The sequence below is a fragment of the Pseudorhodoferax sp. Leaf265 genome (assembly GCF_001422365.1).
Taxonomy (GTDB): domain Bacteria; phylum Pseudomonadota; class Gammaproteobacteria; order Burkholderiales; family Burkholderiaceae_C; genus Pseudorhodoferax.
The window spans coordinates 402,089-426,952 of the sequence record NZ_LMMT01000023.1; the positions used below are offsets into that span (position 1 = coordinate 402,089).

Here is a 24,864-nt window from a genome sequence, read left to right on the forward strand (position 1 = left end):
TGAGCGGTGGCTGCGTCGCGTCGAGGCAACAAAAAAGCCGACCCTGCCGGGTCGGCTTTCTGTTGTGCGGAAGCCTCAGCCAGCCGTCGCTTCCTCGGCCTCGGGCTTGGCCCGGCCTTCCTTCTTGGGCAGCGGCTGGATGTCCAGCTGCACCTCGCCGGTCTCCACGCCCTTCTCGTCCTTGGACAGGGCGATGTCGACCACCAGGCGGCCACCGTCGGTCAGGCGGCCGAAGAGCAGTTCGTCGGCCAGTGCACGACGGATCATGTCCTGGATCAGGCGCTGCATCGGCCGCGCGCCCATCAGCGGGTCGAAGCCCTTGCGTGCCAGGTACTTGCGCAGGCCGTCGGTGAAGGTGACCTCCACCTTCTTCTCGGCCAGCTGGGTCTCCAGCTGCAGCAGGAACTTGTCGACCACGCGCAGGATGATGGTCTCGTCCAGCGCCTTGAAGCTCACGATCGCGTCCAGCCGGTTGCGGAACTCGGGCGTGAACAGGCGCTTGATGTCGCCCATCTCGTCGCCGGCCTCGCGCGGGTTCGTGAAGCCGATGGTCGCCTTGTTCATGGTCTCGGCACCCGCGTTCGTCGTCATGATGATGATGACGTTGCGGAAGTCGGCCTTGCGCCCGTTGTTGTCCGTCAGGCTGCCATGGTCCATGACCTGCAGCAGCACGTTGAAGATGTCCGGGTGCGCCTTCTCGATCTCGTCGAGCAACAGCACCGCGTGCGGCTTCTTGGTGACGGCTTCGGTCAGGAGACCGCCCTGGTCGAACCCGACATAGCCCGGAGGCGCGCCGATCAAGCGGCTCACGGCATGGCGCTCCATGTACTCCGACATGTCGAAGCGGATCAGCTCGATGCCCATGATGTAGGCCAGCTGCTTGGCGGCCTCGGTCTTGCCGACGCCCGTGGGGCCGCTGAACAGGAAGCTGCCGATCGGCTTGTCGCCCTTGCCCAAGCCCGAGCGCGCCATCTTGACCGAGGAGGCCAGCACTTCGAGCGCCTTGTCCTGGCCGAACACCACGCTCTTCAAGTCACGCTCCAGCGTCTGCAGCTTGCCGCGGTCGTCGTTGGAAACGTTCGCCGGCGGAATGCGCGCGATCTTGGCCACGATTTCCTCGACCTCGGTCTTGCCGATGGTCTTCTTGCGCTTGGACGCCGTCAGGATCCGCTGGGCCGCGCCGGCCTCGTCGATCACGTCGATGGCCTTGTCAGGCAGGTGCCGGTCGTTGATGTACTTGGCCGACAGCTCGGCCGCTGCCTGCAGTGCCGCAGCAGCGTACTTGACGTTGTGGTGCTCCTCGAAGCGCGACTTCAGGCCCTTCAGGATCTCCACCGTCTGCTCGACCGTGGGCTCGACCACGTCGACCTTCTGGAAGCGCCGCGACAGCGCCGCATCCTTCTCGAAGATGCCGCGGTATTCGGTGAAGGTGGTCGCGCCGATGCACTTGAGCTGGCCGCTGGACAGCGCCGGCTTGAGCAGGTTGGACGCATCCAGCGTGCCGCCCGAGGCCGCACCGGCGCCGATCAGCGTGTGGATCTCGTCGATGAACAGCACGGCGTTGGGCTTGTCCTTGAGCGACTTGAGCACGCCCTTCAGGCGCTGCTCGAAATCACCGCGGTACTTGGTGCCGGCCAGCAGTGCGCCCATGTCGAGCGAGTACACCTGCGCCTCGGCCAGGATCTCGGGCACGTCCTTCTGGGTGATGCGCCAGGCCAGTCCCTCGGCAATGGCGGTCTTGCCGACACCGGCCTCGCCGACCAGCAGCGGATTGTTCTTGCGCCGGCGGCACAGGATCTGGATCACGCGCTCGACCTCGTACTCGCGGCCGATCAGCGGATCGATCTTGCCGTCCTTGGCCATCTGGTTCAGGTTCTGCGTGAACTGCTCCAGCGGCGAGGCCTTCTCGTTCTTCTCGGACGCGCCCTCCTCGCTTTCGGGCTGGGCGTCGCTCGACTTGGTCGGTTCCGGCGGATCGCTCTTCTTGATGCCGTGGGCGATGAAGTTCACCACGTCCAGGCGCGTCACGCCCTGCTGGTGCAGGTAGTAGACGGCGTGCGAGTCCTTCTCGCCGAAGATCGCCACCAGCACGTTGGCGCCGGTGACTTCCTTCTTGCCGCTGCCGGTGGACTGCACGTGCATGATGGCGCGCTGGATCACGCGCTGGAAACCCAGCGTCGGCTGGGTGTCCACATCGTCGGTGCCCGCCACCTGCGGCGTGTTGTCCTTGATGAAATTCGTCAGCGACTTGCGCAGGTCGTCGATGTTGGCCGAGCAGGCCCGCAGCACCTCGGCGGCGCTGGGGTTGTCCAGCAGGGCAAGCAGCAGGTGTTCGACCGTGATGAACTCGTGGCGTTGCTGGCGCGCTTCCACGAAGGCCATGTGCAAACTGACTTCCAATTCCTGGGCGATCATGAAGATTCCTTTGACACCTTGCTGTTAACTTGCGCTCTACTTGGGTGTGGGAAATGGTTTTTCAACCAGTCATTCCACAGGCTCGCTGACGCATTGCAGCGGGTGACCCGCCTGACGAGCCGCCTCCAGGACCTGGTCGACCTTGGTGGCCGCCACGTCTTTCGAATACACGCCGCAGACTGCTTTCCCATCCAGGTGGATCTTGAGCATGATCTGCGTCGCCGTCTCCTTGTCCTTGCTGAAGAATTCCTGGATGACCACGACCACGAACTCCATCGGGGTGTAGTCGTCGTTGAGCATCAAGACCTGGTACATCTGCGGCGGCTTCGTCTTCTGGGTGCGCCGTTCGAGCACGACCGATCCGCCGTCGTCCGGCGCTGCTGGCTTGGCCCTGGGCTGCGCAGGTTTGGAGGGAATTTTGGTGGCCATGCGAACCATTCTATCGGTCGCAAAACGGCCCTGCTGGCCCAGGATTTCACGACCCGGCGGGCGGGCGTGAAGGACGGTCAGACGGTTTCGGGGGCCTGGACGGCGACGACGACGGTTTGGCGCTGGCCGTCGCGTTCACGGGTGCGCAGCCACCAGACCGCGCCCTTGCGGATGGGCATTTCGCCGATCTGCGCCTGCAGCAGCTGGGCCACGGCTTGGCCCAGCGTGGGCTGGTGGCCGACGACCACGACCACGCCCTTGCCGCCCGGCCACTGGACGGTGTCCAGCAGGGCCTGGGCGGATGCGTCCGGCGCGATCTCGGGCCGCACCTTGTACTTGCGGCCCAGCGCATCGGCAGTCTGCAGCGCGCGCTGCGCCGGACTGCAGATGACGCGGGCGCCATCGGGCAGCTGGCGGTCCAGCCAGTTCGCGACACGGCTGGCCTGCTTGTGGCCGCGCGGTGTCAGCTCGCGGGCCAGGTCGGTGCCGTCCGCGCTCTCTTCATGCGCTTCGGCGTGGCGCCAGAAGATCAGGTCCATCACAGCCCCCTCGGGTAGGCAAAGCGTTGTACCAGGGCCAGCTGCGCACTGTGGCGCTGGCCGTCGGGACCGACGCAGTTCTCGGCGCGCGTGTAGCGGCCGTCCGGGCCCAGCGCCCAGGCGTCACAGCCATCGTGCAGGTAGGGCACCAGGCATTCGTCGATGACGCGCTGGCGCAGCTGCGGGTCGGTCACGGGCCAGGCCAGCTCGATGCGGCGCAGCATGTTGCGGCTCATCCAATCGGCACTGGACAGGAACAGCTGCTCCTCCTCGCCCTGGCGGAAATAGAACACGCGCGTGTGCTCCAGGAAACGGCCCACCACCGAACGCACGCGGATGTTGTCGGACACGCCCGGCAGCTGGGCCGGCAGGGTGCAGGCGCCGCGCACGATCAGGTCGATGCGCGCGCCCTGCTGGCCCGCCTTGAGCAGCGCCCGCACCAGTTGCTCGTCGGTCAGCGCATTCGTCTTGACGATGATGCGCGCCGTCTGCCCGGCCGCTGCCGCCTCGCCCGCGGCAGCCACCCTCTCCAGCATGGCTTTCTGGAGGTGGAACGGTGCCACCAGCAGCCGCGACATGTGGGCCAGCCGACTCTGGCCGGCGATGTGCACGAAGACCTGCTCCATGTCCGTCGTGAGCTTGTCGTCGGCCGTGAAGTAGCTGAGGTCGGTGTACAGCCGCGCGGTGCGTGGGTTGTAGTTGCCGGTAGACAGATGGCCGTAGCGGCGCAGCTTGCGGCCCTCGCGCCGCGTGATCAGCAGCATCTTGGCGTGGGTCTTCAGGCCCACCACGCCATACACCACCTGCGCACCGATGCCTTCCAGCATCTCGGCCCAGTTGATGTTGGCCTCTTCGTCGAAGCGGGCTTTGAGCTCCACCACCACCATGACCTCCTTGCCGCGGCGCACCGCCTCGCGCAGCAGGCCCATGAGCTCGGGGTCGCTCCCGGTGCGGTAAATGGTCTGGCGGATGGCCAGCACGGCCGGGTCGTGCACGGCCTCGCGCAGCAGCGCCAGCACGGCGTCGAAGCTCTCGAAGGGCTGGTGCACGAGCACGTCGCCCTCGCGCAGGCGTTCGAACAGCGAGCCGTCGACCGGGAAGCCCAGCGGCCAGACCGGCTTGTGCTCGGGGAACATGAGCCGGCGCTCGTCGACGAGGTCGACGAGCTGGGTCAGCCGCGCCAGGTTCACGGGCCCGTGCACGCGGTACAGCGCCAGCTCGGGCAGCTTGAACTGCTGCAGCAGGAAATCGGCCAGGTGCACATCGCAGCTGGCTGAGACCTCCAGCCGCACGGCCTGGCCGTAATGGCGGTATTCCAGGCCCTGGCGCAGCGCGGTGCGCAGGTTGTTGACTTCCTCCTCGTCCACCGCGAGGTCGGAATGGCGCGTCACGCGGAACTGCGAGAACTGCCCGACCTGGCGACCCGGGAACAGCTCGGACAGGTGGGCACGGATCACACTGGACAGCAGCACCGCCAGGGTGCGCCCACCCGAGAGCTTGTCGGGCACGCGGATCACGCGCGGCAGCACGCGCGGCACCTTGACGATGGCGATGTCGTTCTCGCGGCCGAAGGCGTCGCGGCCGGTCAGCTGCACGATGAAGTTCAGCGACTTGTTGGCCACCAGCGGGAACGGGTGCGCCGGATCCAGCCCGGTCGGCACCAGCAGCGGCCGCACCTCGCGCTCGAAGTACTGGTGCACCCAGGCGCGCTGGGCCGAATCGCGCTCGGAATGCGACAGGATCTGGATCTGCTCGCGCGCGAGTGCCGGCGCCAGCACGTCGTTGAACAGCGCGTACTGGCGCGTCACGAGATCGTGGGCCGCCTCGGACAGCGCGCGGTACGACTCCGGCGTGTAGATGCTGCCGGCAGCGCGCGCGCTGTGCGCCTCCAGGTGCGCAGCGGCGCGCACCTCGAAGAACTCGTCCAGGTTGGACGACACGATGCACAGGTAGCGCAGCCGCTCCAGCAGCGGCACATCGTCCCGGCGCGCCCAGTCGAACACGCGTTCGTTGAACGCCAGGATGCTGTGGTCGCGGTCGAGCAGGACCAGCGGGGCGGCGCCAGCTTCAGGCTTGCTCGGATCGGGCGGAAGGGACATGGAGCTCAGGCACGCAAAAAGGGCAGCGAATGTAGCCCGAGTGTCCCGTCGATTCGTGACTGTTTTGTGTCATTCACGAAACAGTCACAACCATGCCTCATTCGTAGACGACGGTCGCCTGCCCTTCGTGCGCCTGCGCCCGCAGGCCGGCCAAGGCGGCATCGGTCGGGAAGCAGCGCCGGTCCTCCAGACGCACCACGTCTTCGGCCACGAAACCCGGGAACATCATCGACAGCCGCAGCGGCAAGCCACGCTGCAGTTCGCCGTGCTCGGACATCTCGGTCTTGGCCGGGTAGTCCTGCAGCAGCTGGGCGATGGCCGGTGGCTTGTGCCCGTTCGTGCGATCGACCTTGATGCGCAGAAACTTGCCGAAGCGGCAGCGCGCGCCGGCCAGATCCCAGACCTGCTGCACGGTCATCTGCAAGCCGCCCGTGAAGCGGTCAGGCATCAGCTTGCCCATGACCACGATCATCTCGTCGTCCTTGAGCTGGTCCTTGTGCTGGTTGATGAGGGCCTCGTCGGCGCGAGCCTCGATCACGCCGGACTTGTCGTCCAGCTTGAACAGCGCGAGTTTTCCGCGCTGGCCGTTGATCACGCGCAGGTCGGTCACGATGCCCGCGAACAGTTGCGGCTCGCGTGTGTCGATGAGGTCGCTCAAGGGCCGCTTGACAAACTGGCGCACCTCGCGCGCGACCTCGTCGAACAGATGGCCCGAGAGGTAAAAGCCAATGGCCGTCTTCTCGTAGACCAACTGCTCCTTGATACCCCAGGGCGTGGCCTCGACCAGGTCTGGCTCCTGCGTGCTGGACGCATGCGAGTCCTCCATGTCGAACAGGCCGTGCTGGTTGGCGTTGGCCGCGCTCACGTTGGCGAACACGAAGGCCTGGTCGATCGAGGCCACCAGCGCCGCACGGTTGCGCTGCAGGTTGTCGAAGGCGCCGGCCTTGATCAGCGCCTCCAGCGTGCGCTTGTTCAGCTTGGTGCGGTCCACGCGCAGGCAGAAGTCGTACAGGCTCTTGAATTCGCCGCCCTCCTCGCGCGCTGCGACGATGGCCTCGATCGCCTGCTGGCCCGTGCCCTTGATGGCGCCCAGGCCGTAGCGGATGACCTTGTCGGTGACCGGTTCGAAGCGATGGCGGCCGCGGTTCACGTCCGGGAACTCGAACGTGATGCCCATCTTGAGCGCATCCTCGTACAACACCTTGAGCTTGTCGGTGTCGTCCATTTCCACGGTCATGTTGGCGCAGAAGAACTCGGCCGTGTAGTGGACCTTGAGCCAGCCCGTGTGGTACGCCAGGAGCGAATACGCGGCCGCGTGCGACTTGTTGAAGCCGTAACCCGCGAACTTCTCCATCAGGTCGAAGACCTCGTCGGCCTTGTCCTGCGAGATGCCGTTCTTGGCGGCGCCGGCGCGGAAGATCTGCCGGTGCTCGGCCATCTCCTCGGCCTTCTTCTTGCCCATGGCCCGGCGCAGCATGTCGGCGCCGCCCAGCGAGTAGCCGCCCAGGATCTGGGCGGTCTGCATCACCTGCTCCTGGTAGACCATGATGCCGTAGGTCTCGCTGAGCATCTCGGCCACCATGGGGTGCGGGTACTCCACCTCCTCGCGGCCGTGCTTGCGGGCCACGAAGCTCGGGATCAGGTCCATCGGGCCCGGCCGGTACAAGGCGTTCAGCGCGATCAGGTCTTCCAGGCGCGTGGGCTTGGCGTCGCGCAGCATGCCCTGCATGCCGCGGCTTTCAAACTGGAACACGGCCTCGGTCTTGCCCTCCTGGAACAAGCGGTAGGTCGGCTTGTCGTCCAACGGAATGTTGGCGTAGTCGAAGTTTTCCTGGCCCTTGTGGCGCTTGACGATGAACTCGCGCGCGATCTCCAGGATGGTCAGCGTGGCCAGCCCCAGGAAGTCGAATTTCACGAGGCCGATGGCCTCTACGTCGTCCTTGTCGTACTGGCTCACGGCCGAGTCGCTGCCCGGCTGCTGGTACAGCGGGCAAAAATCGGTGAGCTTGCCCGGCGCGATCAGCACGCCGCCGGCGTGCATGCCGATGTTGCGCGTCATGCCTTCCAGCGCCTGCGCCATCTCGATGAGGTTCTTGACGTCCTCCTCGTTGCGCACGCGTTCGTACAGCTGCGGCTCCAGCTCCAGCGCGTAGTTGTTCTTGTCGCCCTCCTTCTTGGGCTCGGGCGGATAGGCCAGCGTGTAAGACATGCCCGGCTTGGCCGGCACCAGCTTGGAGATGCCGTCGCAGAAGGTGTAGCTCATGTCCATCACCCGGCCCACATCGCGGATCGCGGCCTTGGCCGCCATGGTGCCGAAGGTGGCAATCTGGCTCACGGCCTCCTTGCCGTACTTCTGCTTCACGTAGTCGATCACGCGGTCGCGGTTGCTCTGGCAGAAGTCGATGTCGAAGTCGGGCATGGACACCCGCTCCGGGTTCAGAAAGCGCTCGAACAGCAGCTTGTAGTGCAGCGGGTCCAGGTCGGTGATCTTCAGCGCATAGGCCACCAGCGAGCCCGCGCCAGAGCCCCGGCCCGGCCCGACCGGGCAGCCGTTGACCTTGGCCCAGCCGATGAAGTCGCCCACGATCAGGAAGTAGCCCGGGAAACCCATCTTGAGGATGGTGTTGATCTCGAACTCCAGCCGCTCCACGTAACGTGGCCGCTCGGCGTCGCGTTGGGCAGGATCCTTGTACAGGTGGGCGAGGCGCTCTTCCAGGCCCTCGTGCGAGACGTGGCGGAAGTACTCCTCCACCGTCATCTGCTTGCCGTTGACCAGCGGAATCGGGAAGTTGGGCAGCTGCGGCTTGCCCAGCACCAGCGTGAGGTTGCAGCGCTTGGCGATCTCCACCGTGTTGGCCAGGGCCGTGGGCACGTCGGCAAACAGCGCCTGCATCTGGGCCGCGCTCTTGAAGTACTGCTCGCGCGTGAAGCGCCGCACACGGCGCTGGTTGGCCAGGATCTCGCCCTCGGCGATGCAGGTCCGGGCCTCGTGCGCCTCGTAGTCCTCCTCTGCCGTGAACTGCACCGGGTGCGTGGCAACCACGGGCAGCTTCAAGCGGCCGGCCAGCCCCACGGCGGCGACCACGTGCGACTCGTCGTCCGGCCGGCCCGCGCGCTGGATCTCGATGTAGAAGCGGTGCGGGAAGATGCCCGCCAGCTGCAGCGCCACGCTGCCTGCGCGCGACGCGTCGCCCTGCACCAGGGCCTGGCCCACCGGGCCGGCCTGCGCGCCCGACAAACAGATCAGCCCGGCATGGAGCTCCTGCAGCCAGGCCAGCTTGGTGACCGCCTGGGCGCGGACCACGTTCTGGGTCCAGGCGCGCGCCAGCAGCTCGCACAGGTTCAGGTAGCCCTGGTGGTTCTGCACCAGCAGCAGCACGCGCGAGGTGGCGGCCGGGTCCTGGCCCAGGCCTTCGATCTGCACCTCGGCGCCGATGAGGGGCTTGACGCCCTTGCCGCGTGCGGCCTTGTAGAACTTGATGGCCCCGAACAGGTTGTTCAGGTCGGTGATGGCCAGTGCGGGCTGGCCGTCGGCCGCGGCCTTGGGAACCAGCTCGTCGATGCGGTTGGTGCCGTCGACGACGGAGAACTCGGTGTGGATGCGCAGGTGAACGAACATCCGCCGGATTCTAGGAGGCGGGCTTCAACCGGCGTCTTCCAGGTTCTCGTGGTGGGCGATGGCACCGCGCTTCCAATACGAGGCCGCGCGGATGGCCTTGCGGTCGTGCCCCTTCTCGTCGACCAGGATGCGGCGCGCGGCGGCAGCCACTCCGGCTTCGGCCGCGCACCAGGCGTAGCCATGGCCGGCAGGCAATTCGAGCGCGCGCACGGCGTCCAGCAAGGCGTCGTCGCTGTCGGCCCACTGCAGGTCCAGCGTGGCGGCGCTGGCCAGCGCCGGGCGGTCGGCCGCGGCGACGTGCAGGCGCACGATGGCGCGGCTGCCGGCCGGCAGTTCCTCCAGCCTGCGTGCCACGGCCGGCAAGGCGGTCTCGTCGCCGACCAGCACATACCAGTCGAAGTCCAGCGGTACGACGAAGGAGCCGCGCGGGCCTGCAACCGTCAGCGGATCGCCGGCCTGGGCCTGGCGCGCCCAGTCGGCGGCCGGGCCGTCGCCGTGCAGCGCGAAGTCGATGGCGAGCTCGCGCGCCGCGTTGTCGTAACGGCGCGGCGTGTAGTCGCGCGCCACCGCCCCAGCGGCCGTCGGGAAGAAGATCTTCACATGGTCGTCGTAGGAGGCGCTCACGAAATCCGTCAGGGCCTCGCCGTGCAACACCACGCGGCGCATCTGCGGGCTCAGGGTCTCGACACGGGCGACCTGCAGCTCCCGGCGCTTGATTTCGTGGCGCACACGTTGCACCTGGCGCGGCGCAATGGCTTCAACAGTCATTGGATTCTTGTTGATGGTTGATAATGTCTCCAATCATGCGCGAATCAGTTGATAAGGTCAACCGTCTGGGTCGCCAAGACCCTGCCAACGACGAGGTTCTGGAGCTGGTGCACCGGGTCATGCACCAGTTCCGCTCGCAGCTGTTCCAGGCCTTGCGCCAGGGGCAGCACGAGCTCACGCACATGGAAAGCAAGGTGCTGGGCTTCTACGCCCACCGCCCCGGCGCCACACAGAGCGACCTGGTGCAGCACACGGGCCGCGACAAGGCCCAGCTCGCGCGGCTCATCAAGGGCCTGCGCGAGCGCGGCCTGTTGCACGGCGAGCCCGATGCGGCCGACCGGCGCAATGTGCGCCTGCAGCTCACGGCCGAAGGCCAGGCCATCCAGCGCGCGCTGCGCGGGCAGGCCAAGGCGCTGGAGGCCCAGGCGGTCGTGGGGCTTGCCGAAGAAGAAAGGGCCCAGCTGCTGGCGCTGTTGCGCCGCGTGCAGGACAACCTCGGCGGCTGAATCAGTCGCGCAGCACGTGCAGCACCTCGGAGCGGAACTCCCGGCTGTACAGGATCACGACCACCGCGGCCGTCGCCACCGCGAAGGCCAGCGACGAGAAGAACCAGGCCGTCGCCGCGAACGACATGTAGTAGGCGCGCACGCCGCCGTTGAAGGTCTCGGCTGCCATGCCCAGCATCTTGCCGGCGCGGTCGGCGAAGTGCTTGCGGTCGAACTTGCCGGCCGCGAAGTCCCCGGGGTCGGGCATGGAGCCGATCACCAGCGCTGCGAAGGTGTACTGCCGCATCGACCAGGTGAAGCGGAAGAAGGCGTAGACGAAGATGCTGGCCAGCAGCATCACCTTGAGGTCGAACACCAGCACCGAGGTGCGCACCGCGAACGGGATCTCGCGCACGAACTCCGACGCCTTGTCGGTCGCGCCCAGCAGCGCCAGCAGGCCGCCGATGATGATGATGGTGGTCGAGGCGAAGAACGAAGGGCTGCTGGACAGGCCCTGCACGATGATGCCGTCCAGCACGCGCGGGTCGCGCGCGGTCGCCTGCTCCATCCAGTAGCGGCGGTAGCGGTTGGTGGTCTGCAGCAGCGTGGCCTGCGAGGTGCTGCCCGAGAACCGCGCATAGCCGAACCACAGGCCGAAGAACCACAGCAAGGCCAACCAGTCGTACCAGGGCAGAAACATGAGGGCCGTCATGGCGGCAAGGATAATCGCGGCCGTGCCTGCCATCCTGAACATCTCCGCCTACAAATTCGTCCCCCTGCCCGATGCCGCCGCGCTGCGCGAGCGGCTGCTGGCCTGCGCCACGCAGCATCAGCTCAAGGGCACCGTGCTGCTGGCCGAGGAAGGCATCAACCTGTTCGTGGCCGGCCCCGAGGCCGATGTGCGCGCCTTCTTGGCGCTGCTGCACGCCGACGCGCGCTTCGCCGACATCGCGCCCAAGGAAAGCTGGTCCGAAGCCCAGCCCTTCCGCAAGATGCTGGTCAAGGTCAAGCGCGAGATCATCCGCATGGACCAGCCGCAGATCCGCCCCGACTTCAGCGCCGACGGCGGCCGTGCCCCGGCCGTGCCCGCTGCCACCGTGCGCCGCTGGCTGGACACCGGTGTGGATGACGAGGGCCGCCCGGTCGTCACGCTGGACACGCGCAACGCCTTCGAGGTGGACTGCGGCGGTTTCGAGAACGCGATCGACTGGCGCATCGCCAAGTTCAGCGAATTCCCGGCCGCGCTGGCCGCGCACCAGGCCGAGCTCGAAGGCAAGACCGTGGTCAGCTACTGCACGGGCGGCATCCGCTGCGAGAAGGCCGCCATGCTCATGCGCGCCGCGGGCCTCACGCATGTCTACCAGCTCGAAGGCGGCATCCTCAAGTACTTCGAGGAAACCGACGGCAAGCACTACCGCGGCGGCTGCTTCGTGTTCGACGAGCGCCGCGCCGTCGACAGCGCGCTGCAGCCCGATCCCTCCGCCGCCGCCTGATGTGGCGCTGCCTGGTCATCGAGGACGAGCCCGAGCACGCCCGCTACATCGCCACCGGCCTGCGTGAACTCGGCCATGCCGTCGTGCACTGCCGCGACGGCGTGACGGGCCTGGCCCGCGCTGTGGAAGAAAACTGGGACGTGGTCGTGCTCGACCGCATGCTGCCCGGCGACGTGGACGGCCTGGCCATCCTCGGCACGCTGCGCCGCCTGGGCAAGAAGACGCCGGTGCTGGTGCTCAGCGCGCTGTCCGCTGTCGACGAGCGCATCCGTGGCCTCAAGGCCGGCGGCGACGACTACCTGACCAAGCCCTTCGCCTTCTCCGAACTCGCGGCCCGGCTCGAGGCGCTGGTGCGCCGCTCGGGCAGCGCGCCCGAGGTGCGCCACCTGCAGGTGGCCGACCTGCGCATCGACCTCATGACGCGCGGCGTGGAGCGCGCCGGCCAGCCGATTGCGCTGCAGCCGCGCGAGTTCCGGCTGCTGGCCTTTCTGATGTCCAACGCCGGCCAGGTGCTCACGCGCACCATGCTGCTCGAGTCGGTCTGGGACTACCAGTTCGACCCGCAGACCAACGTCATCGACGTGCACATCAACCGCCTGCGCAAGAAGATCGACCACGGCTTCGGCCAGCCGCTGATCCACACCGTGCGCGGCGCCGGCTACCAGCTGGCGGCCCAGCCGCCGGGATGAGGAAAAAGCGCCGCGTCTGGCGGCACTCGGCCGCGTTCCGTCTCGCGCTGGCCTTCGCCGGCATGGCCATGCTGACCATGGTCATCACGCTGTCGGTGTTCTACATCCGCACCGTGGTGCTGCTGGAGCAGCGCACGCTGCGCCAGATCGCCAGCACCACGCAGCAGCTGGAAGCACGCTTCGACCAGGGCGGCCGCGCCGCCCTGGTGCAGGCCATCGAGGAATCGCTGGGCGACGGCCAGGACTCCGACCGCGAACTGCTGGTGCTGCTGGACGCCGAAGGCCGGCGCATCGCCGGCAGCACGCGCTTCGCCGACCCGCCGGCCTCGGGCAGCGACATCGAGGAGCAGACCCTGCTGCGCAGCGGCCACCCCTCGCCCGGCTACCTGACCACGCGCAAGTTGCCCGACGGCTCGCGCCTGGTGGTCGGCCACGACCGCAGCGAGCAGCTGCAGATGGCCGAGCTGGTCGGCGATGCGATCAAGGCCGCGACCTTCCTCGCGCTGTTGCTCGTCGTCGGTGGCACCTATTTGTTCCGCGACCTGCTGGAGCAGCGCATCGGCGCGCTGCGCAAGACCGCAGCCCAGGTCGCGGCCGGCCAGCTCGCCGAGCGCGTGCAACCCTCCGAGCGCGACGACGAGTTCGCACTGCTGGAGCACGACATCAACCGCATGCTGGACCGCATCGAAGGCCTCATGCAGGGCGTGCGCCATGTCTCCGACACGATCGCCCACAACCTGCGCACGCCGCTCACGCGTGCACTGGCCCGGCTGCACGAGGCCCAGCGCGCAGGCAGCGACGCTGCAGCGCTGCGCGCCGCCAGCGCCGCCACCATCCGCGAGCTCGAACAGCTCAACACCGTGTTCCACAAGCTGCTGCAGATCGCCGAGGCCGAGGCCGGCGCGCAGCGCCAGCAGTTCACGCCGCAGTCGCTGCAGGCCATTGCGGCCGACGTGGTCGAGCTCTACGCCGCCGTCGCCGAGGACCAGGGCTGCACGCTGCGCCTGCTCGGCGACGACCCGGCCCAGGTGCTGGGCGACCGCGACCTCCTGGCCAGCGCCATCGCCAACCTCGTGGACAACGCGCTCAAGTACAGCGCACAGACGCCGGACGCGCGCGTGGAGGTGGCCGTGCGCGCCAGGGACGACAGCGTCGAGATCACGGTCTGCGACAACGGGCCCGGCGTGCCGGCCGCCGCACTGGCCCGACTGGGCCAGCGCTTCTTCCGGCTCGACGAGCGCCTGCCCGGCACCGGCCTGGGCCTGGCCAGCGTGGGCGCCATCGCCCAGCTGCATGGCGCCAGCCTCACGTTCGAAGACGCTGCCCCCGGCCTGCGCGCGCGCCTGAAACTGCCGGCCGGCTGACCGGCCCGCAAACCTAACCAAACATTCATCTTCTCGTCATGCACGGCGAGGAGCGGCATTCCTACGATCGCCCCGCGCGCCGCCATGGCGCCGTTCCCCACACGCAGGAGGCAATTTTGGGAATCAAGAGCCAGAGAGACTTTTATGCGGGCGCCATGTTCAGTGCGTTCGGCGTCGCGTTCGCCTGGGGCGCGACGAGCTACACGGTCGGTGACGCCGCGCGCATGGGCCCGGGCTACTTTCCGCTGATCGTGGGCGTGATGATCGCGGTCCTCGGCTCGCTGATCATGTTCAATGCCCTGCGCCATGGCGGCGCCGACGGCGACCCGATCGGCAGGATCGCCTGGAAGCCGCTGTGCTACGTGATCGGCGCCAACCTCGCCTTCGGCGTGCTGCTGGCAGGTCTGCCGTCGCTGGGCATCCCGGCCATGGGCCTGATCGTCGCGATCTACGCGCTGACCTTCATCGCCAGCATGGCGGGCGAGCAGTTCAACAAGAAGAGCGTGGCCATCCTGGCCACCGTGCTGGCCATCGGCAGCTACGTCGCCTTCGAACTCGCGCTGAAGCTCAACTTCCCCATCTGGCCGACCTTCATCGCCTGAAATGAAACCACCCCGTTTGGCTGGCTCACTTCGTGTAGCCACCCCATACCCCTCAAGGGGCGCACCCAGCGGCCGGGCAGAGCCCGTTCCGCGGGTGCACTGGCATGGCCTGCTCCGCGGCCGTCGGCACTGCTGCCGGCGTGCCATCGCTCCCCACATTTCAAGCCGCGCGCAGCGCAATGCATCACTGACATGGATCTGATCGACAACCTTTCCATCGGCTTCGGCGTCGCGTTCACCTTCCAGAACCTCGCCTATGCCTTCGTCGGCTGCCTGCTGGGCACGCTGATCGGCGTGCTGCCCGGCATCGGCCCGGTGGCCACCATCGCCATGCTGCTGCCCGCCACCTACGCCCTGCCCCCGGTGGCGGCGCTGATCATGCTGGCCGGCATCTACTACGGCGCGCAATACGGCGGATCGACCACGGCCATCCTGGTCAACCTGCCCGGGGAAGCCTCATCCGTCGTGACCGTGATCGACGGCTACCAGATGGCGCGCAAGGGGCGGGCCGGGCCCGCGCTGGCCGCGGCCGGCCTGGGCTCGTTCTTCGCGGGCTGCGTGGGCACGCTGATCCTGGCCGCCTTCGCACCGCCGCTGACCGAGGTGGCCTTCAAGTTCGGCCCGGCCGAGTACTTCTCGCTGATGGTGCTGGGCCTGATTGGTGCCGTGGTGCTGGCCTCGGGCTCGCTGCTCAAGGCCATCGCCATGATCCTCCTGGGCCTGGCCTTCGGCCTGGTCGGCACCGACGTGAACTCGGGTGTGGCGCGCTACAGCTTCGACATCCCGGAACTGACCGACGGCATCAGCTTCATCGCGATCGCCATGGGCGTGTTCGGCTACGGCGAAATCATCGCCAACCTGGGCAAGTCCGAAGCTGAGCGCGAGGTCTTCACGGCCAAGGTCACGGGCCTGATGCCGACGAAGGAAGACTTCAAGCGCATGACGCCCGCCGTGCTGCGCGGCACCGCGCTGGGTTCGGCCCTGGGCATCCTGCCCGGCGGCGGCGCCCTGCTGTCGGCCTTCGCGTCCTACACCATCGAGAAGCGCACCAAGCTCAAGGCCGGCGAAGTGCCGTTCGGCCAGGGCAACATCCGCGGCGTGGCCGGGCCCGAATCGGCCAACAACGCCGGCGCGCAGACCTCCTTCATCCCGCTGCTGACGCTGGGCATCCCGCCCAACGCGGTGATGGCGCTGATGGTCGGTGCCATGACCATCCACAACATCCAGCCGGGCCCGCAGGTCATGACCAGCAACCCCGAGCTGTTCTGGGGCCTGATCGCCTCGATGTGGATCGGCAACGCCATGCTGATCATCCTGAACCTGCCGCTGATCGGCGTCTGGATCAAGCTGCTGACGATTCCGTACAAGTGGCTGTTCCCGGCCATCGTGCTGTTCTGCGCGGTGGGCGTGTACTCGGAGAACAACAACAGCTTCGAGATCTGGATGGTCGCCATCTTCGGCATCGTCGGCTACCTGTTCCACAAGCTCGGCTGCGAACCCGCGCCGCTGCTGCTGGGTCTGATTTTGGGGCCGATGATGGAAGAGAACCTGCGCCGCGCGCTGCTGCTGTCGCGCGGCGACTGGGGCGTGTTCGTCACGCGCCCGTTGTCGGCCTCGCTGCTGGCCATTGCTGCCGTGCTGCTGATCGTGGTGCTGCTGCCCTCGGTCAAGTCCAAGCGCGAGGAGGCCTTCGTCGAGGACTGACGGCCCTGCCCTGGGCGCCCAGCCCGCGCATGCCGTACCGCGCAGCGCCCACGCGGCCGGGCCTCAGGCGCGCGCCAGCAGCGCCGCCAGGTGCCCCAGGGCGTCGGTCAGTTCTTCGAAGCGGGGGCCGCCCAGGCAGATCCGCAGACCGCTGGCGCTGTCGTCCTCGCACACCATCATGGCCTGTGGCGGTGTCAGCTTCAGGCCGATGGCCGCCGCCGCGGAGACGACACCATCGGCGGCATCGCGTGGCATGGCCAGCCAGGCGTTGTAGGCCTCGGGATGCCAGACGAGACCGTCTGCGCCGAGCAGCGCGGCGGCCAGCCTGGCGCGCCGCTGGGCCTCATGGCGCAGGTCCCGCTGGATGGTGGCGATCACACCGGTGGCCAGCCATTCGTCGACCACGGCGCAGGAGAGCGCCGAAGGGGCCATGGGCAGGTCCTGCAACAGCGCTTGCGCGGCATCGCGCAGCCCGGCCGGCAATGCCAGCACGCCGATCTGCAGGCCCGGCACCAGCGATTTGGACAGCCCATTCACGTGCAGTGCGATGTCGGGCGCCAGCGCAGCCAGCTGGGGCAAGTCGGGGAACGCAGCCGCATACACAGCGTCTTCGACGATCCATGCGCCCGCCTGGCGGCAGACCTCCACGATGGCCTGCCGGCGCGGCGCGGACATGGTGGCCGTCGTCGGGTTGTGCAGCGTGGGCGTGAGGTAGACCGCCCTGGGGCCGGCGGGCCCGGCTGCGCGCAGCGCCTGTGCGAGCGCCTGCGGCACCATCCCCTCGGCGTCGATCTCCACGCCCTGCATCCGGTAGCCCGCGCGCCGCGCCAGCGCGATCGCGCCGGGGTAGGTGATCCGCTCGGTCAGCAGCAGGCCTGCACGGCCGCACACCAGGTCGAAGGCCACTGACAGCGCCTGGCGTGCACCGCTGGTCAGCACCAGGTGCGCGGGATCGACGGCCAGCCCGATCGCCTCCAGCCAGCGGGCGAGAACGCGGCGGTGTTCCAGGTGGCCACCGGGCGGTGCATACAGCGTGACGTGGTCCACGTCGACCCGGCGGGCGATGGCCGCCAGGGTGCGCGCCAGGACGCGGGCGTGGAGCGCGGCCGGTGGTGCGTTGGTGGAGAGGTCGATCTGCCGGTCGCGTTGCGACCGGTCGATCGCGACGAAGGTCCCACGGCCTTTGACGCTGCGTGTCAGGCCTCTGCGTTCCAGGACGGCATAGGCCTTGGTCACCGTGCCCAGGCCGATCTGCAGCGACTTCGCAAGCTCCCGGTGCGCAGGCAGGCGGTCGCCACCGGCCAGGCGCCCTTCGACGATGTCGTCGGCCAACGCCAACGCCAGCCGCTCGCCGGCGCTCGCGCCAGTGCTGGCAAGACGGGGCGTCCAGGGGGAGCGCAGCAGCATGTTCTCGGCCTCGAAAAACAAGTGTCACGAGACACTATTGAGATTCTTCAAGAGTGTATCGTCAGCACAGTTGCTTGCGAGCAGCCATCCACGCCGATGCGGCGACAACCCGACCCGATGGAGCACAGCATGGCCGTCAGCCAGACCGCACTCGTCTATGGAACCTACCTCATCGCCACCGCCAGCCCGGGGCCGAGCAACATGGCCATCATGGGCACGGCGATGCGCGACGGCCGCCGCCCCGCGCTCGCACTGGCGGCCGGCGTGGTCAGCGGCTCCTTGTTCTGGGCGGTCCTGGCAGCAACCGGCGTCTCCGCGCTGCTGGCCGCAGATGCCCAGGCGCTCTGGCTGGTCAAGATGGCCGGCGGCGCCTATCTGCTGTACCTGGCTGTGCGCGCGGGCAGGTCGGCCATGGGCCCGGCCAGCGCCATGCCGGCGCCGCGCACGGACAAAGGGCCCTGGCGCTATGGCTTGCTCTACCGCCAGGGCATGCTCATGCACATCGGCAACCCCAAGGCCATCCTGTCCTGGACAGCGATCATCTCGCTGGGCGTCCAGGCGGGTGCCCCGGCGGGCGGCTTGCCGACGATCGTGGGTGGCTGTGTGGGCCTCGGCATCCTGGTGTTCGGCGGCTACGCCATCGCCTTCTCGACGGCCTCGATGACCGCCCTCTACGCGCGGTGGCGGCGCCGGATAGAAGGCACGCTCTCAGCGGTGTTCGCGCTTGCCGGGCTGAAGCTGCTGTTCTGGCGCAGCTGAGGCGCCGGCTCCCGGACCATCACCATGCCTCCCCCGACAAGCAACGACACCATGACCCAGTCCATCCATTTCGTGGACGTCTTCGGCACCGGCCCGCTGTCGGGCAATCCGCTGGCGGTCGTCTCCGGCGCCGACGCCTTCAGCACGGGCGACATGCAGCGCCTGACGCGCTGGTTCAACCTCTCGGAGACGGCCTTCCTGCTGGCGCCCGCGCACCCGCAGGCGCACTACCGGGTCAGGATCTTCACGCTGGACCGGGAGATGCCTTTCGCTGGCCACCCCACGCTCGGCAGCTGCCACGCCTGGCTGGCCACGCAGGGCGCATCTGCGGGCGCGGCGCAGTTCATCCAGGAATGCGGTGCGGGCCTGGTGCCCATCCGGCACGACCACGGCCGTCTCGCATTCGCCGCACCGCCGCTGATCCGCAGCGGCACGCCCGCACCCGATGCGCTCGACGCGGCGCTGCGGATGCTGGGGATCGGTGCCCGCGATGTCCTCGATGCGGCCTGGGTCGACAACGGACCCGGCTGGCTGGGCATCCGGCTGGCCTCGGCCGAGCAGGTGCTGGCCCTGGAACCGGCGCGACGCTGGCCCGGCCGCATCGATGTCGGCGTGGTCGGCCCACACCCCGCGGGCGCAGACGCGGCCTTCGAGGTGCGCGCCTTCTTCTCGGACCACCGGGGCGCCATCGTCGAGGACCCCGTGACGGGCAGCCTCAATGCCTCGCTGGCGCAGTGGCTGTTCGCCAGCGGCGTGGCACAGCGCGACTACGTTGCGGCGCAGGGCACGCGGCTGGGCCGGCGGGGCCGCATCCACCTGGGCCGCGACCAGGCCGGCCAGGTCTGGGTCGGGGGGCGACACGCAGCCACGTCCAGGGCGTGCTGCAGCTCTGACGGCACGCCGGCCATGTGGGAGCTTCCCTCAGGCCGTGAAGCGGCGCTCGGGCAAGGGAATGAACTCGCTTTCGCCCGGCACGCGGCCGAAGCGGCCGGCCTCCCAGTCGTCGGCGGCCTGCACGATGCTCTCCTTGCGGCTGGCCACGAAGTTCCACCACATGTGGCGGTGGCCCAGCGGCGCGCCGCCGATCACGGCCACGCGCGCCGGCGCCGTGCTGTGGATGGCCACGCCGGCCCCGGGCCGCAGCACGGCCAATTGGCGCGGCGCCACCTCGTGGCCGTCCACGGTCAGGGCATGGTCGACCGCATAGACCGCCAGCTCGGGCGCCAGCGGCGGCAGCACAAAGCTGGTGCCACCCTTGAGCGCCACGTCCAGGTACACGGTCTCGGAGAACGTGGTCACGGGCGAGACCTTGCCGAAGGCGTGGCCGATCAAGACGCGCACCTGCACGCCGTCCACCTCCAGCGCCGGGATGCTGGCGGCCGGCGTGTGCTCGAAGCTCGGTTCGGTGCGCTCGTGCTCCTCCGGCAGCGCCGCCCACAGCTGCAGGCCATGGTTCACATAGGGCTGCTGCGCCAGCCGCGCCGGCCGGCGTTCGGAATGCGCGATGCCGCGCCCGGCCGTCATCCAGTTGATGGCGCCAGGCTGGATCTCCTGCTCCGACCCCAGGCTGTCGCGGTGGAAGATCGCACCTTCGAACAGGTAGGTCACGGTGGCCAGGCCAATGTGCGGATGCGGCCGCACATCGTGGTTGTCCTCGGGCCGCTGCTCGGCCGGGCCGAAGTGGTCGAAGAACAGGAAGGGCCCGACGGCCTGGCGCTTGGCCGCCGGCAGCAGCCGGCGCACGGCGAAACCGCCGCCCAGGTCTTTGTCGTGTCCGTTCAACAGCAGTTCGATGGGCATGCGTGCTACTCCCCAGGCATCGTCGATCGCGCCAGTGTAGTCAGCGCCGGTCCACGCTGAAGCGGCCGGCACCGAAGGCCACGAACGCCAGCAGGCCACCCGCGATCGCCACGTTCTTCATGAACATGAGCTGCTGCACCATGGCCTTGTCGGCCGGCACCGCCCAGTAGTTGTGGAAGAAGAACGAGGCCGCCAGCGTGAACACCGCCAGCACCAGTGCCGCGAGCCGCGTCTTGAAGCCGACCAGCAGCGCCAGGCCCAGGCCCAGCTCGACCACGATGGCCAGCGCCGCGCCCACCTGCGGCAGCGGCAGGCCGGCCGAGCCGATGTAGCCCACGGTGCCGGCGAAACCGGTCAGCTTGCCGAAACCGGCCGGGATGAACAGCACGGCGATGAGGATGCGGCCGACCAGGGCCAGCGCGTCCTGTGCCGGACTCGGGGGGATGGGATGGGTGTTCATGGCGTACTCCTTGTGGGTTGGTCGGGAAGACGGCCCGCGCGCCCCATGGCGCGCGGGCCTGCGCAGTATCAGGCCGCCAGGTCGAAGACCAGCACCTCGGCGTCCTTGCCGTCGGCCAGGCGCAACTCCGACTCCCCGGCCAGCAGGGCCGCGTCGCCGCCGGACAGGCGCTGGCCGTTGACGGTCAGCTCGCCGCGCACCAGGTGCACGTAGCCCTTGCGGGCCGGGTCCAGCGCCAGCGTGGCGGTCTCGGCGCCGTCGAACAGTCCGGCGTACAGCGCGGCATCGGCATGCACCGTGACCGAGCCATCGGCACCGTCGGGCGAGGCCACCAGCCGCAGCCGGCCGCGCTTGTCGGCGGCGTCGAAGTGCTTTTGCTCGTAGCTCGGCGCGATGCCGTTCTTCGCCGGCTCGATCCAGATCTGCAGGAAGTGCGTGGTCTGGTCCGGCGCATGGTTGAACTCGCTGTGCATCACGCCGGTGCCGGCGCTCATGCGCTGCACGTCGCCGGGCGGGATGCCCTTGACGTTGCCCAGCGTGTCCTTGTGCGCGAGGTTGCCCTCCAGCACGTAGCTGATGATCTCCATGTCGCGGTGGCCGTGCGTGCCGAAGCCCTTGCCCGGGGCGACGCGGTCTTCGTTGATCACGCGCAGGTTGCCCCAGCCCATGTGCGCCGGGTCGTAGTAGCCCGCGAACGAGAAGCTGTGGTGGGACTTGAGCCAGCCGTGGTCGGCGTGGCCCCGGTCGGCGGATTTGCGCAGTGTCAGCATGGTGGACTCCTTTGGGATCTCGACGTGCGCCACAAGCAGCGCATGGACAGAACTTTAGGTGTCGTCCATTCAAAGACAATGCACGAGGATTCGCGTCATCATTCAAACCAACTGAATCAGCCATGCCCAGCCATCCCCCCAGCCCCCGCGACGTGCTGACGCCCGATGCCCTGGCCATGCTGCAGGCCATCTCGAGCTCCGGCAGCTTCGCCGCGGCCGCCCGTGCGCTTGGCCTGGTGCCCAGCGCGCTGACCTACCGCGTGCGCCAGATCGAGGACGCGCTGGACGTGCTGCTGTTCGACCGCAGCTCGCGCCAGGCCCGGCTGACCGAGGCCGGCGCCGAGCTCATGCGCGAAGGCCAGCGCCTGCTGCACGAGATCGACGCCGTGGCCAACCGCGTGCGCCGCGTGGCCACGGGTTGGGAGCCGCAGCTCACGCTGGCCGTGGACAGCGTGATCTCGCGCACCACCATGCTGGACCTGTGCGAGGCCTTCTATGCGATCGCGCCGCCCACGCGGCTGAAGCTCCGCGAGGAGGTGCTGTCCGGCACGCTGGAAGCCCTCGTCACGGGCCAGGCCGACCTGGCCATCGGCGTCGTGACCCAGGGCGGCGCGATCCGCGACCTGCAGGTCCGCCCGCTCGGCAAGATGCGTTTCGTCTACGCCATGGCCCCGCACCACCCGCTGGCGCAGGCCGCCGAACCGTTGGCCGATGCGCTGGTGCAGCAGCACCGTGCCGTGGCCGTGGCCGATTCGGCCCAGCGCGCCAACGTCACGCTGGGCCTCTTGGGCGGGCAGGACGTGCTGACTGTTCCCACCATGCGCGCCAAGCTCGAGGCCCAGCTGCGCGGCCTGGGCTGCGGCTTCCTGCCCGAGAACCTGGCCCGCCCCTACATCGACACCGGCCGCCTGGTGGCGCGCCGGGTGCAGCAGCCCGAGCGCGTGGTCGACGTGGGCTATGCCTGGCATGCCGCATCCAGCGGACTGGGCCTGGGCCGCGCCGTGCAGTGGTGGCTGCAGCAACTGGAGAGCCCGGCCACGCGCGCCGCCCTGCTCAATGCACCGCATGCGGGTTGATGCGGGTGTGCCGCGCGGGCAAAGGCCACTGCCCACCGTGTAGAGTCAGGTCATGAACACGCGCACCCGGCCCACAAGATCCACAACACCAGCCGCGCCTGCGCGGCGCATCGCCGTCATTGGCGCCGGCATGGCCGGCATTGCCAATGCCCGCACGCTGGCACAGGCCGGCCACGCGGTCCAGGTGTTCGAGGCCAATGGCGTCACCGGTGGCCGCATGGCCACGGCCGACACGGCCTTCGGCGGCTTCGACCACGGCGCCCAGTACTTCACGGTGCGCGATGGCCGCTTCGCCCAGGCGCTGGAGCAGACCGCCAAGCCGCTGTGCAAGCCCTGGAGCGCCAACACGGTGCACGTGCTCGATCCCTACGGCCGCGTGGCCGCGGCCGCGCTGCCCACCGGCGAGCGGCACTGGGTGCCTGCGCCCGGCATGCAGGCGCTGCCGGCCCACTGGGCCGCCCCGCTCGCCTCCATCGAATGCGGCACGCGCGTGACCGGCATCGCGCCCGACCGCCTGCAGCCCGCCCAATGGCAACTGACCACCGAGGGCATGCTCGGCACGCCCGATGCGCAGCGCGTGTTCGGCGGCTTCGACGACGTGGTGCTGGCCGTCCCCAGCGCGCAGGCGCTGCAGCTGCTGCGCGCCAGCGGCCTGGCGCCCGCGCTGCAGCAGCGCATCGCCGCCGTCAGCGTCGGCCCGTGCTGGACGCTGCTGCTGGCCTTCCCGCAGGCGCAGCAGGCCGGCCTGCCGCACCTGGGGCCGCAGTGGAACGCGGCGCGCAGCACGCACCACCGCATCGCCTGGCTGGCGCGCGAGAACTCCAAGCCCGGCCGAGGCGCCATCGAGCGCTGGACCGTGCAGGCCTCCACCGCCTGGTCGGCCGAGCACCTGCAGGACGAGCCGGCGCGCGTGCAGGCCAAGCTGCAGCGCGCGTTCGCCGAAGTCACCGGCATCCGCGCCGAGCCGGCCTTCGCCACGGCCCACCTGTGGCACCAGGCCCAGACCCTGGTGCCGCTGGGCGAGAGCCATGTCTGGGACGCCGCGCTGCGCATCGGCGTGGCCGGCGACTGGTGCCTGGGCCACCGGGTCGAGGACGCCTTCGTCTCGGGCCTGGAGTTGGCGCTGCGGATGGCGTGAGCGCCGCGCCGGGCCGCCCCAAGCAAGCTCGCTCCCCCTTGGGGGGCAGCGAACCTCGCGCAGCGGGGAGCGTGGGGGCCACATTCGCCGCGCCGGGCCGCCCCAAGCAAGCTCACTCCCCCTTGGGGGGCAGCGAACCTCGCGCAGCGGGGAGCGTGGGGGCCACATTCGCCGCGCCGGGCCGCCCCAAGCAAGCTCGCTCCCCCTTGGGGGGGCAGCGAACCTCGCGCAGCGGGGAGCGTGGGGGCTGCATCCGCCGTGCCGAGCCGCCCCAGGCGAGCGCGCTCCCGCTTGGCGGGACAGGCCGCAGGCCGAAGGGTGCACCAATGAGCTACACCGGCCGCTTCGCGCCCTCGCCCACCGGTCCGCTGCATGCCGGATCCCTGGTCGCCGCGCTGGCCAGCTGGCTCGACGCCCGCGCCCATGGCGGCCGCTGGCTGGTGCGCATCGAGGACGTGGATGCACCGCGCTGCCCGCCCGGCCTGGATGCGCTGATCCTGTCGCAACTGGCCGCCTGCCAGCTGCTGCCCGACGAGGAACCCCTTTGGCAATCGCGCCGCGGCGCGCTCTACCAGGACGCGCTCGACCGGCTCGTGGCCAGCGGCCATGCCTACCCCTGCGCCTGCTCGCGCAGCGAGATCGCTCAGGCGCAGCCCGTCCGGCGCCACGGCGAACTGATCTACCCCGGCACCTGCCGCCAGGGCCTGCACGGCCGGCCGGCACGCGCCTGGCGTTTGCGGACCGACCAGCCCGGCCCCGTGGCCTGGACGGACCGCCGGCTCGGCCCGCAGCAGCAGGATGTGGAGCGGGCCGTGGGCGATTTCGTGCTGCGCCGTGCCGACGGGCTGTGGGCCTACCAGCTCGCCGTGGTGGTGGACGACGCCGACCAGGGCATCACCGACGTGGTGCGCGGCGAGGACCTGGCCGACAACACGCCCCGCCAGTTGCTGCTGCAGCGCGCGCTGGGCCTGCCCACACCGCGCTACCTGCACACCCCGCTGGTGCGCGGAGCCGACGGCGAGAAGCTGTCCAAGCAGAACGGCGCCCAGGCCCTGGATCTGGCCGATCCGGCGGCTGCGCTGCAGGCCGCCGCCCGCATGCTGGGCCTGCCCGAGGCGGCCGGCAGCCCGGCCGAACGGCTGGCGCGGTGGGCTGCGGCCTGGCCTTTCGTGTGACGGATTTCACGGTCGACGCGACAGGCCCGAAAACTTCATTTAGTTTTTTCGTTCGCTTGACCGCCTTGTCCTG

21 protein-coding genes and 1 pseudogene are annotated in these 24,864 nt (G+C 69.1%); 11 read left to right on the top strand and 11 right to left on the bottom strand.

Features of this window, described 5'->3' with window-relative positions; all coding sequences use genetic code 11:
* Positions 1 to 75: 75 nt before the first annotated feature.
* The 6 genes from clpA to ASF45_RS20435 form a co-directional block, all read right to left on the bottom strand.
* Positions 76 to 2,415 (bottom strand): ATP-dependent Clp protease ATP-binding subunit ClpA, encoded by a 2,340-nt coding sequence (gene clpA, locus ASF45_RS20410; RefSeq protein ID WP_056666880.1) that lies wholly within the window; start codon positions 2,413 to 2,415, stop codon positions 76 to 78.
* A gap of 69 nt (positions 2,416 to 2,484) precedes the next feature.
* On the bottom strand, positions 2,485 to 2,844 hold the full coding sequence (gene clpS / locus ASF45_RS20415; RefSeq protein WP_056667070.1) for an ATP-dependent Clp protease adapter ClpS: 360 nt from the start codon (positions 2,842 to 2,844) through the stop codon (positions 2,485 to 2,487).
* Between the two features lie 77 nt (positions 2,845 to 2,921).
* Entirely contained in the window at positions 2,922 to 3,383 is a 462-nt protein-coding gene (locus ASF45_RS20420; RefSeq protein ID WP_056666883.1) for a histidine phosphatase family protein, read from the bottom strand.
* Positions 3,383 to 5,482: a polyphosphate kinase 1 gene (gene ppk1 / locus ASF45_RS20425; RefSeq protein ID WP_056666885.1), complete on the bottom strand. Its 2,100-nt coding sequence runs from the start codon at positions 5,480 to 5,482 to the stop codon at positions 3,383 to 3,385. The genes ASF45_RS20420 and ppk1 overlap by 1 nt, the downstream gene beginning before the upstream one ends.
* A 97-nt stretch (positions 5,483 to 5,579) precedes the next feature.
* Positions 5,580 to 9,101: a DNA polymerase III subunit alpha gene (gene dnaE / locus ASF45_RS20430; protein ID WP_056666887.1), complete on the bottom strand. Its 3,522-nt coding sequence runs from the start codon at positions 9,099 to 9,101 to the stop codon at positions 5,580 to 5,582.
* A gap of 24 nt (positions 9,102 to 9,125) precedes the next feature.
* Positions 9,126 to 9,869, bottom strand: a complete 744-nt coding sequence (locus ASF45_RS20435) for a siderophore-interacting protein (RefSeq protein ID WP_082551153.1) — start codon at positions 9,867 to 9,869, stop codon at positions 9,126 to 9,128.
* Between the two features lie 119 nt (positions 9,870 to 9,988).
* On the opposite strand from ASF45_RS20435, the gene ASF45_RS20440 reads away from it, so the two are divergent.
* Positions 9,989 to 10,375: a MarR family winged helix-turn-helix transcriptional regulator gene (locus ASF45_RS20440; RefSeq protein WP_235580981.1), complete on the top strand. Its 387-nt coding sequence runs from the start codon at positions 9,989 to 9,991 to the stop codon at positions 10,373 to 10,375.
* A gap of 1 nt (position 10,376) precedes the next feature.
* On the opposite strand, the gene ASF45_RS20445 is transcribed toward ASF45_RS20440, so the two are convergent.
* Positions 10,377 to 11,066, bottom strand: a complete 690-nt coding sequence (locus tag ASF45_RS20445; protein WP_056666893.1) for a DUF599 domain-containing protein — start codon at positions 11,064 to 11,066, stop codon at positions 10,377 to 10,379.
* A 22-nt stretch (positions 11,067 to 11,088) separates the two neighbouring features.
* On the opposite strand from ASF45_RS20445, the gene ASF45_RS20450 reads away from it, so the two are divergent.
* The 5 genes from ASF45_RS20450 to ASF45_RS20470 all read left to right on the top strand — a co-directional run bounded on the left by ASF45_RS20450 (position 11,089) and on the right by ASF45_RS20470 (position 16,206).
* Positions 11,089 to 11,847: a sulfurtransferase gene (locus ASF45_RS20450; RefSeq protein WP_056666897.1), complete on the top strand. Its 759-nt coding sequence runs from the start codon at positions 11,089 to 11,091 to the stop codon at positions 11,845 to 11,847.
* A complete protein-coding gene (locus ASF45_RS20455) occupies positions 11,847 to 12,536 on the top strand; it encodes a response regulator transcription factor (RefSeq protein WP_056666900.1) in 690 nt (229 codons plus the stop codon). The genes ASF45_RS20450 and ASF45_RS20455 overlap by 1 nt, the downstream gene beginning before the upstream one ends.
* A complete protein-coding gene (locus ASF45_RS20460; RefSeq protein WP_056666904.1) occupies positions 12,533 to 13,900 on the top strand; it encodes a HAMP domain-containing sensor histidine kinase in 1,368 nt (455 codons plus the stop codon). The genes ASF45_RS20455 and ASF45_RS20460 overlap by 4 nt, the downstream gene beginning before the upstream one ends.
* A 116-nt stretch (positions 13,901 to 14,016) precedes the next feature.
* Positions 14,017 to 14,502: a tripartite tricarboxylate transporter TctB family protein gene (locus tag ASF45_RS20465; RefSeq protein ID WP_056667076.1), complete on the top strand. Its 486-nt coding sequence runs from the start codon at positions 14,017 to 14,019 to the stop codon at positions 14,500 to 14,502.
* A 192-nt stretch (positions 14,503 to 14,694) separates the two neighbouring features.
* Positions 14,695 to 16,206: a tripartite tricarboxylate transporter permease gene (locus tag ASF45_RS20470; protein ID WP_056666906.1), complete on the top strand. Its 1,512-nt coding sequence runs from the start codon at positions 14,695 to 14,697 to the stop codon at positions 16,204 to 16,206.
* Between the two features lie 63 nt (positions 16,207 to 16,269).
* Here the strand turns inward: ASF45_RS20470 and ASF45_RS20475 are convergent, their stop codons facing one another.
* Complete coding sequence (locus tag ASF45_RS20475) at positions 16,270 to 17,613, bottom strand: PLP-dependent aminotransferase family protein (protein WP_056667079.1); 1,344 nt, start codon at positions 17,611 to 17,613, stop codon at positions 16,270 to 16,272.
* A 129-nt stretch (positions 17,614 to 17,742) separates the two neighbouring features.
* Between ASF45_RS20475 and ASF45_RS20480 the strand changes: the two genes are divergently transcribed.
* Both ASF45_RS20480 and ASF45_RS34710 read left to right on the top strand, forming a co-directional pair.
* A complete protein-coding gene (locus ASF45_RS20480; protein WP_056667083.1) occupies positions 17,743 to 18,372 on the top strand; it encodes a LysE family translocator in 630 nt (209 codons plus the stop codon).
* Between the two features lie 51 nt (positions 18,373 to 18,423).
* A pseudogene (locus tag ASF45_RS34710) lies at positions 18,424 to 19,265 on the top strand (PhzF family phenazine biosynthesis protein).
* Positions 19,266 to 19,293: 28 nt separating this feature from the next.
* Here the strand turns inward: ASF45_RS34710 and ASF45_RS20485 are convergent.
* The 3 genes from ASF45_RS20485 to ASF45_RS20495 form a co-directional block, all read right to left on the bottom strand.
* The gene (locus tag ASF45_RS20485; protein WP_056666909.1) at positions 19,294 to 20,172 is read right to left on the bottom strand and encodes a pirin family protein; all 879 of its coding nucleotides are present in this window, start codon (positions 20,170 to 20,172) and stop codon (positions 19,294 to 19,296) included.
* Positions 20,173 to 20,212: 40 nt separating this feature from the next.
* Positions 20,213 to 20,632 (bottom strand): DoxX family protein, encoded by a 420-nt coding sequence (locus tag ASF45_RS20490; protein ID WP_056666914.1) that lies wholly within the window; start codon positions 20,630 to 20,632, stop codon positions 20,213 to 20,215.
* Positions 20,633 to 20,700: 68 nt separating this feature from the next.
* The gene (locus ASF45_RS20495; protein WP_056666917.1) at positions 20,701 to 21,402 is read right to left on the bottom strand and encodes a pirin family protein; all 702 of its coding nucleotides are present in this window, start codon (positions 21,400 to 21,402) and stop codon (positions 20,701 to 20,703) included.
* A gap of 122 nt (positions 21,403 to 21,524) precedes the next feature.
* Between ASF45_RS20495 and ASF45_RS20500 the strand changes: the two genes are divergently transcribed.
* From ASF45_RS20500 to gluQRS, 3 genes are all read left to right on the top strand, one after another.
* Positions 21,525 to 22,478 (top strand): LysR family transcriptional regulator, encoded by a 954-nt coding sequence (locus tag ASF45_RS20500; protein WP_056666920.1) that lies wholly within the window; start codon positions 21,525 to 21,527, stop codon positions 22,476 to 22,478.
* Between the two features lie 52 nt (positions 22,479 to 22,530).
* The gene (locus tag ASF45_RS20505; protein WP_056666923.1) at positions 22,531 to 23,616 is read left to right on the top strand and encodes an NAD(P)/FAD-dependent oxidoreductase; all 1,086 of its coding nucleotides are present in this window, start codon (positions 22,531 to 22,533) and stop codon (positions 23,614 to 23,616) included.
* 326 nt (positions 23,617 to 23,942) lie between these two features.
* On the top strand, positions 23,943 to 24,791 hold the full coding sequence (gene gluQRS / locus ASF45_RS20510) for a tRNA glutamyl-Q(34) synthetase GluQRS (protein ID WP_056666926.1): 849 nt from the start codon (positions 23,943 to 23,945) through the stop codon (positions 24,789 to 24,791).
* Positions 24,792 to 24,864 lie beyond the last annotated feature (73 nt).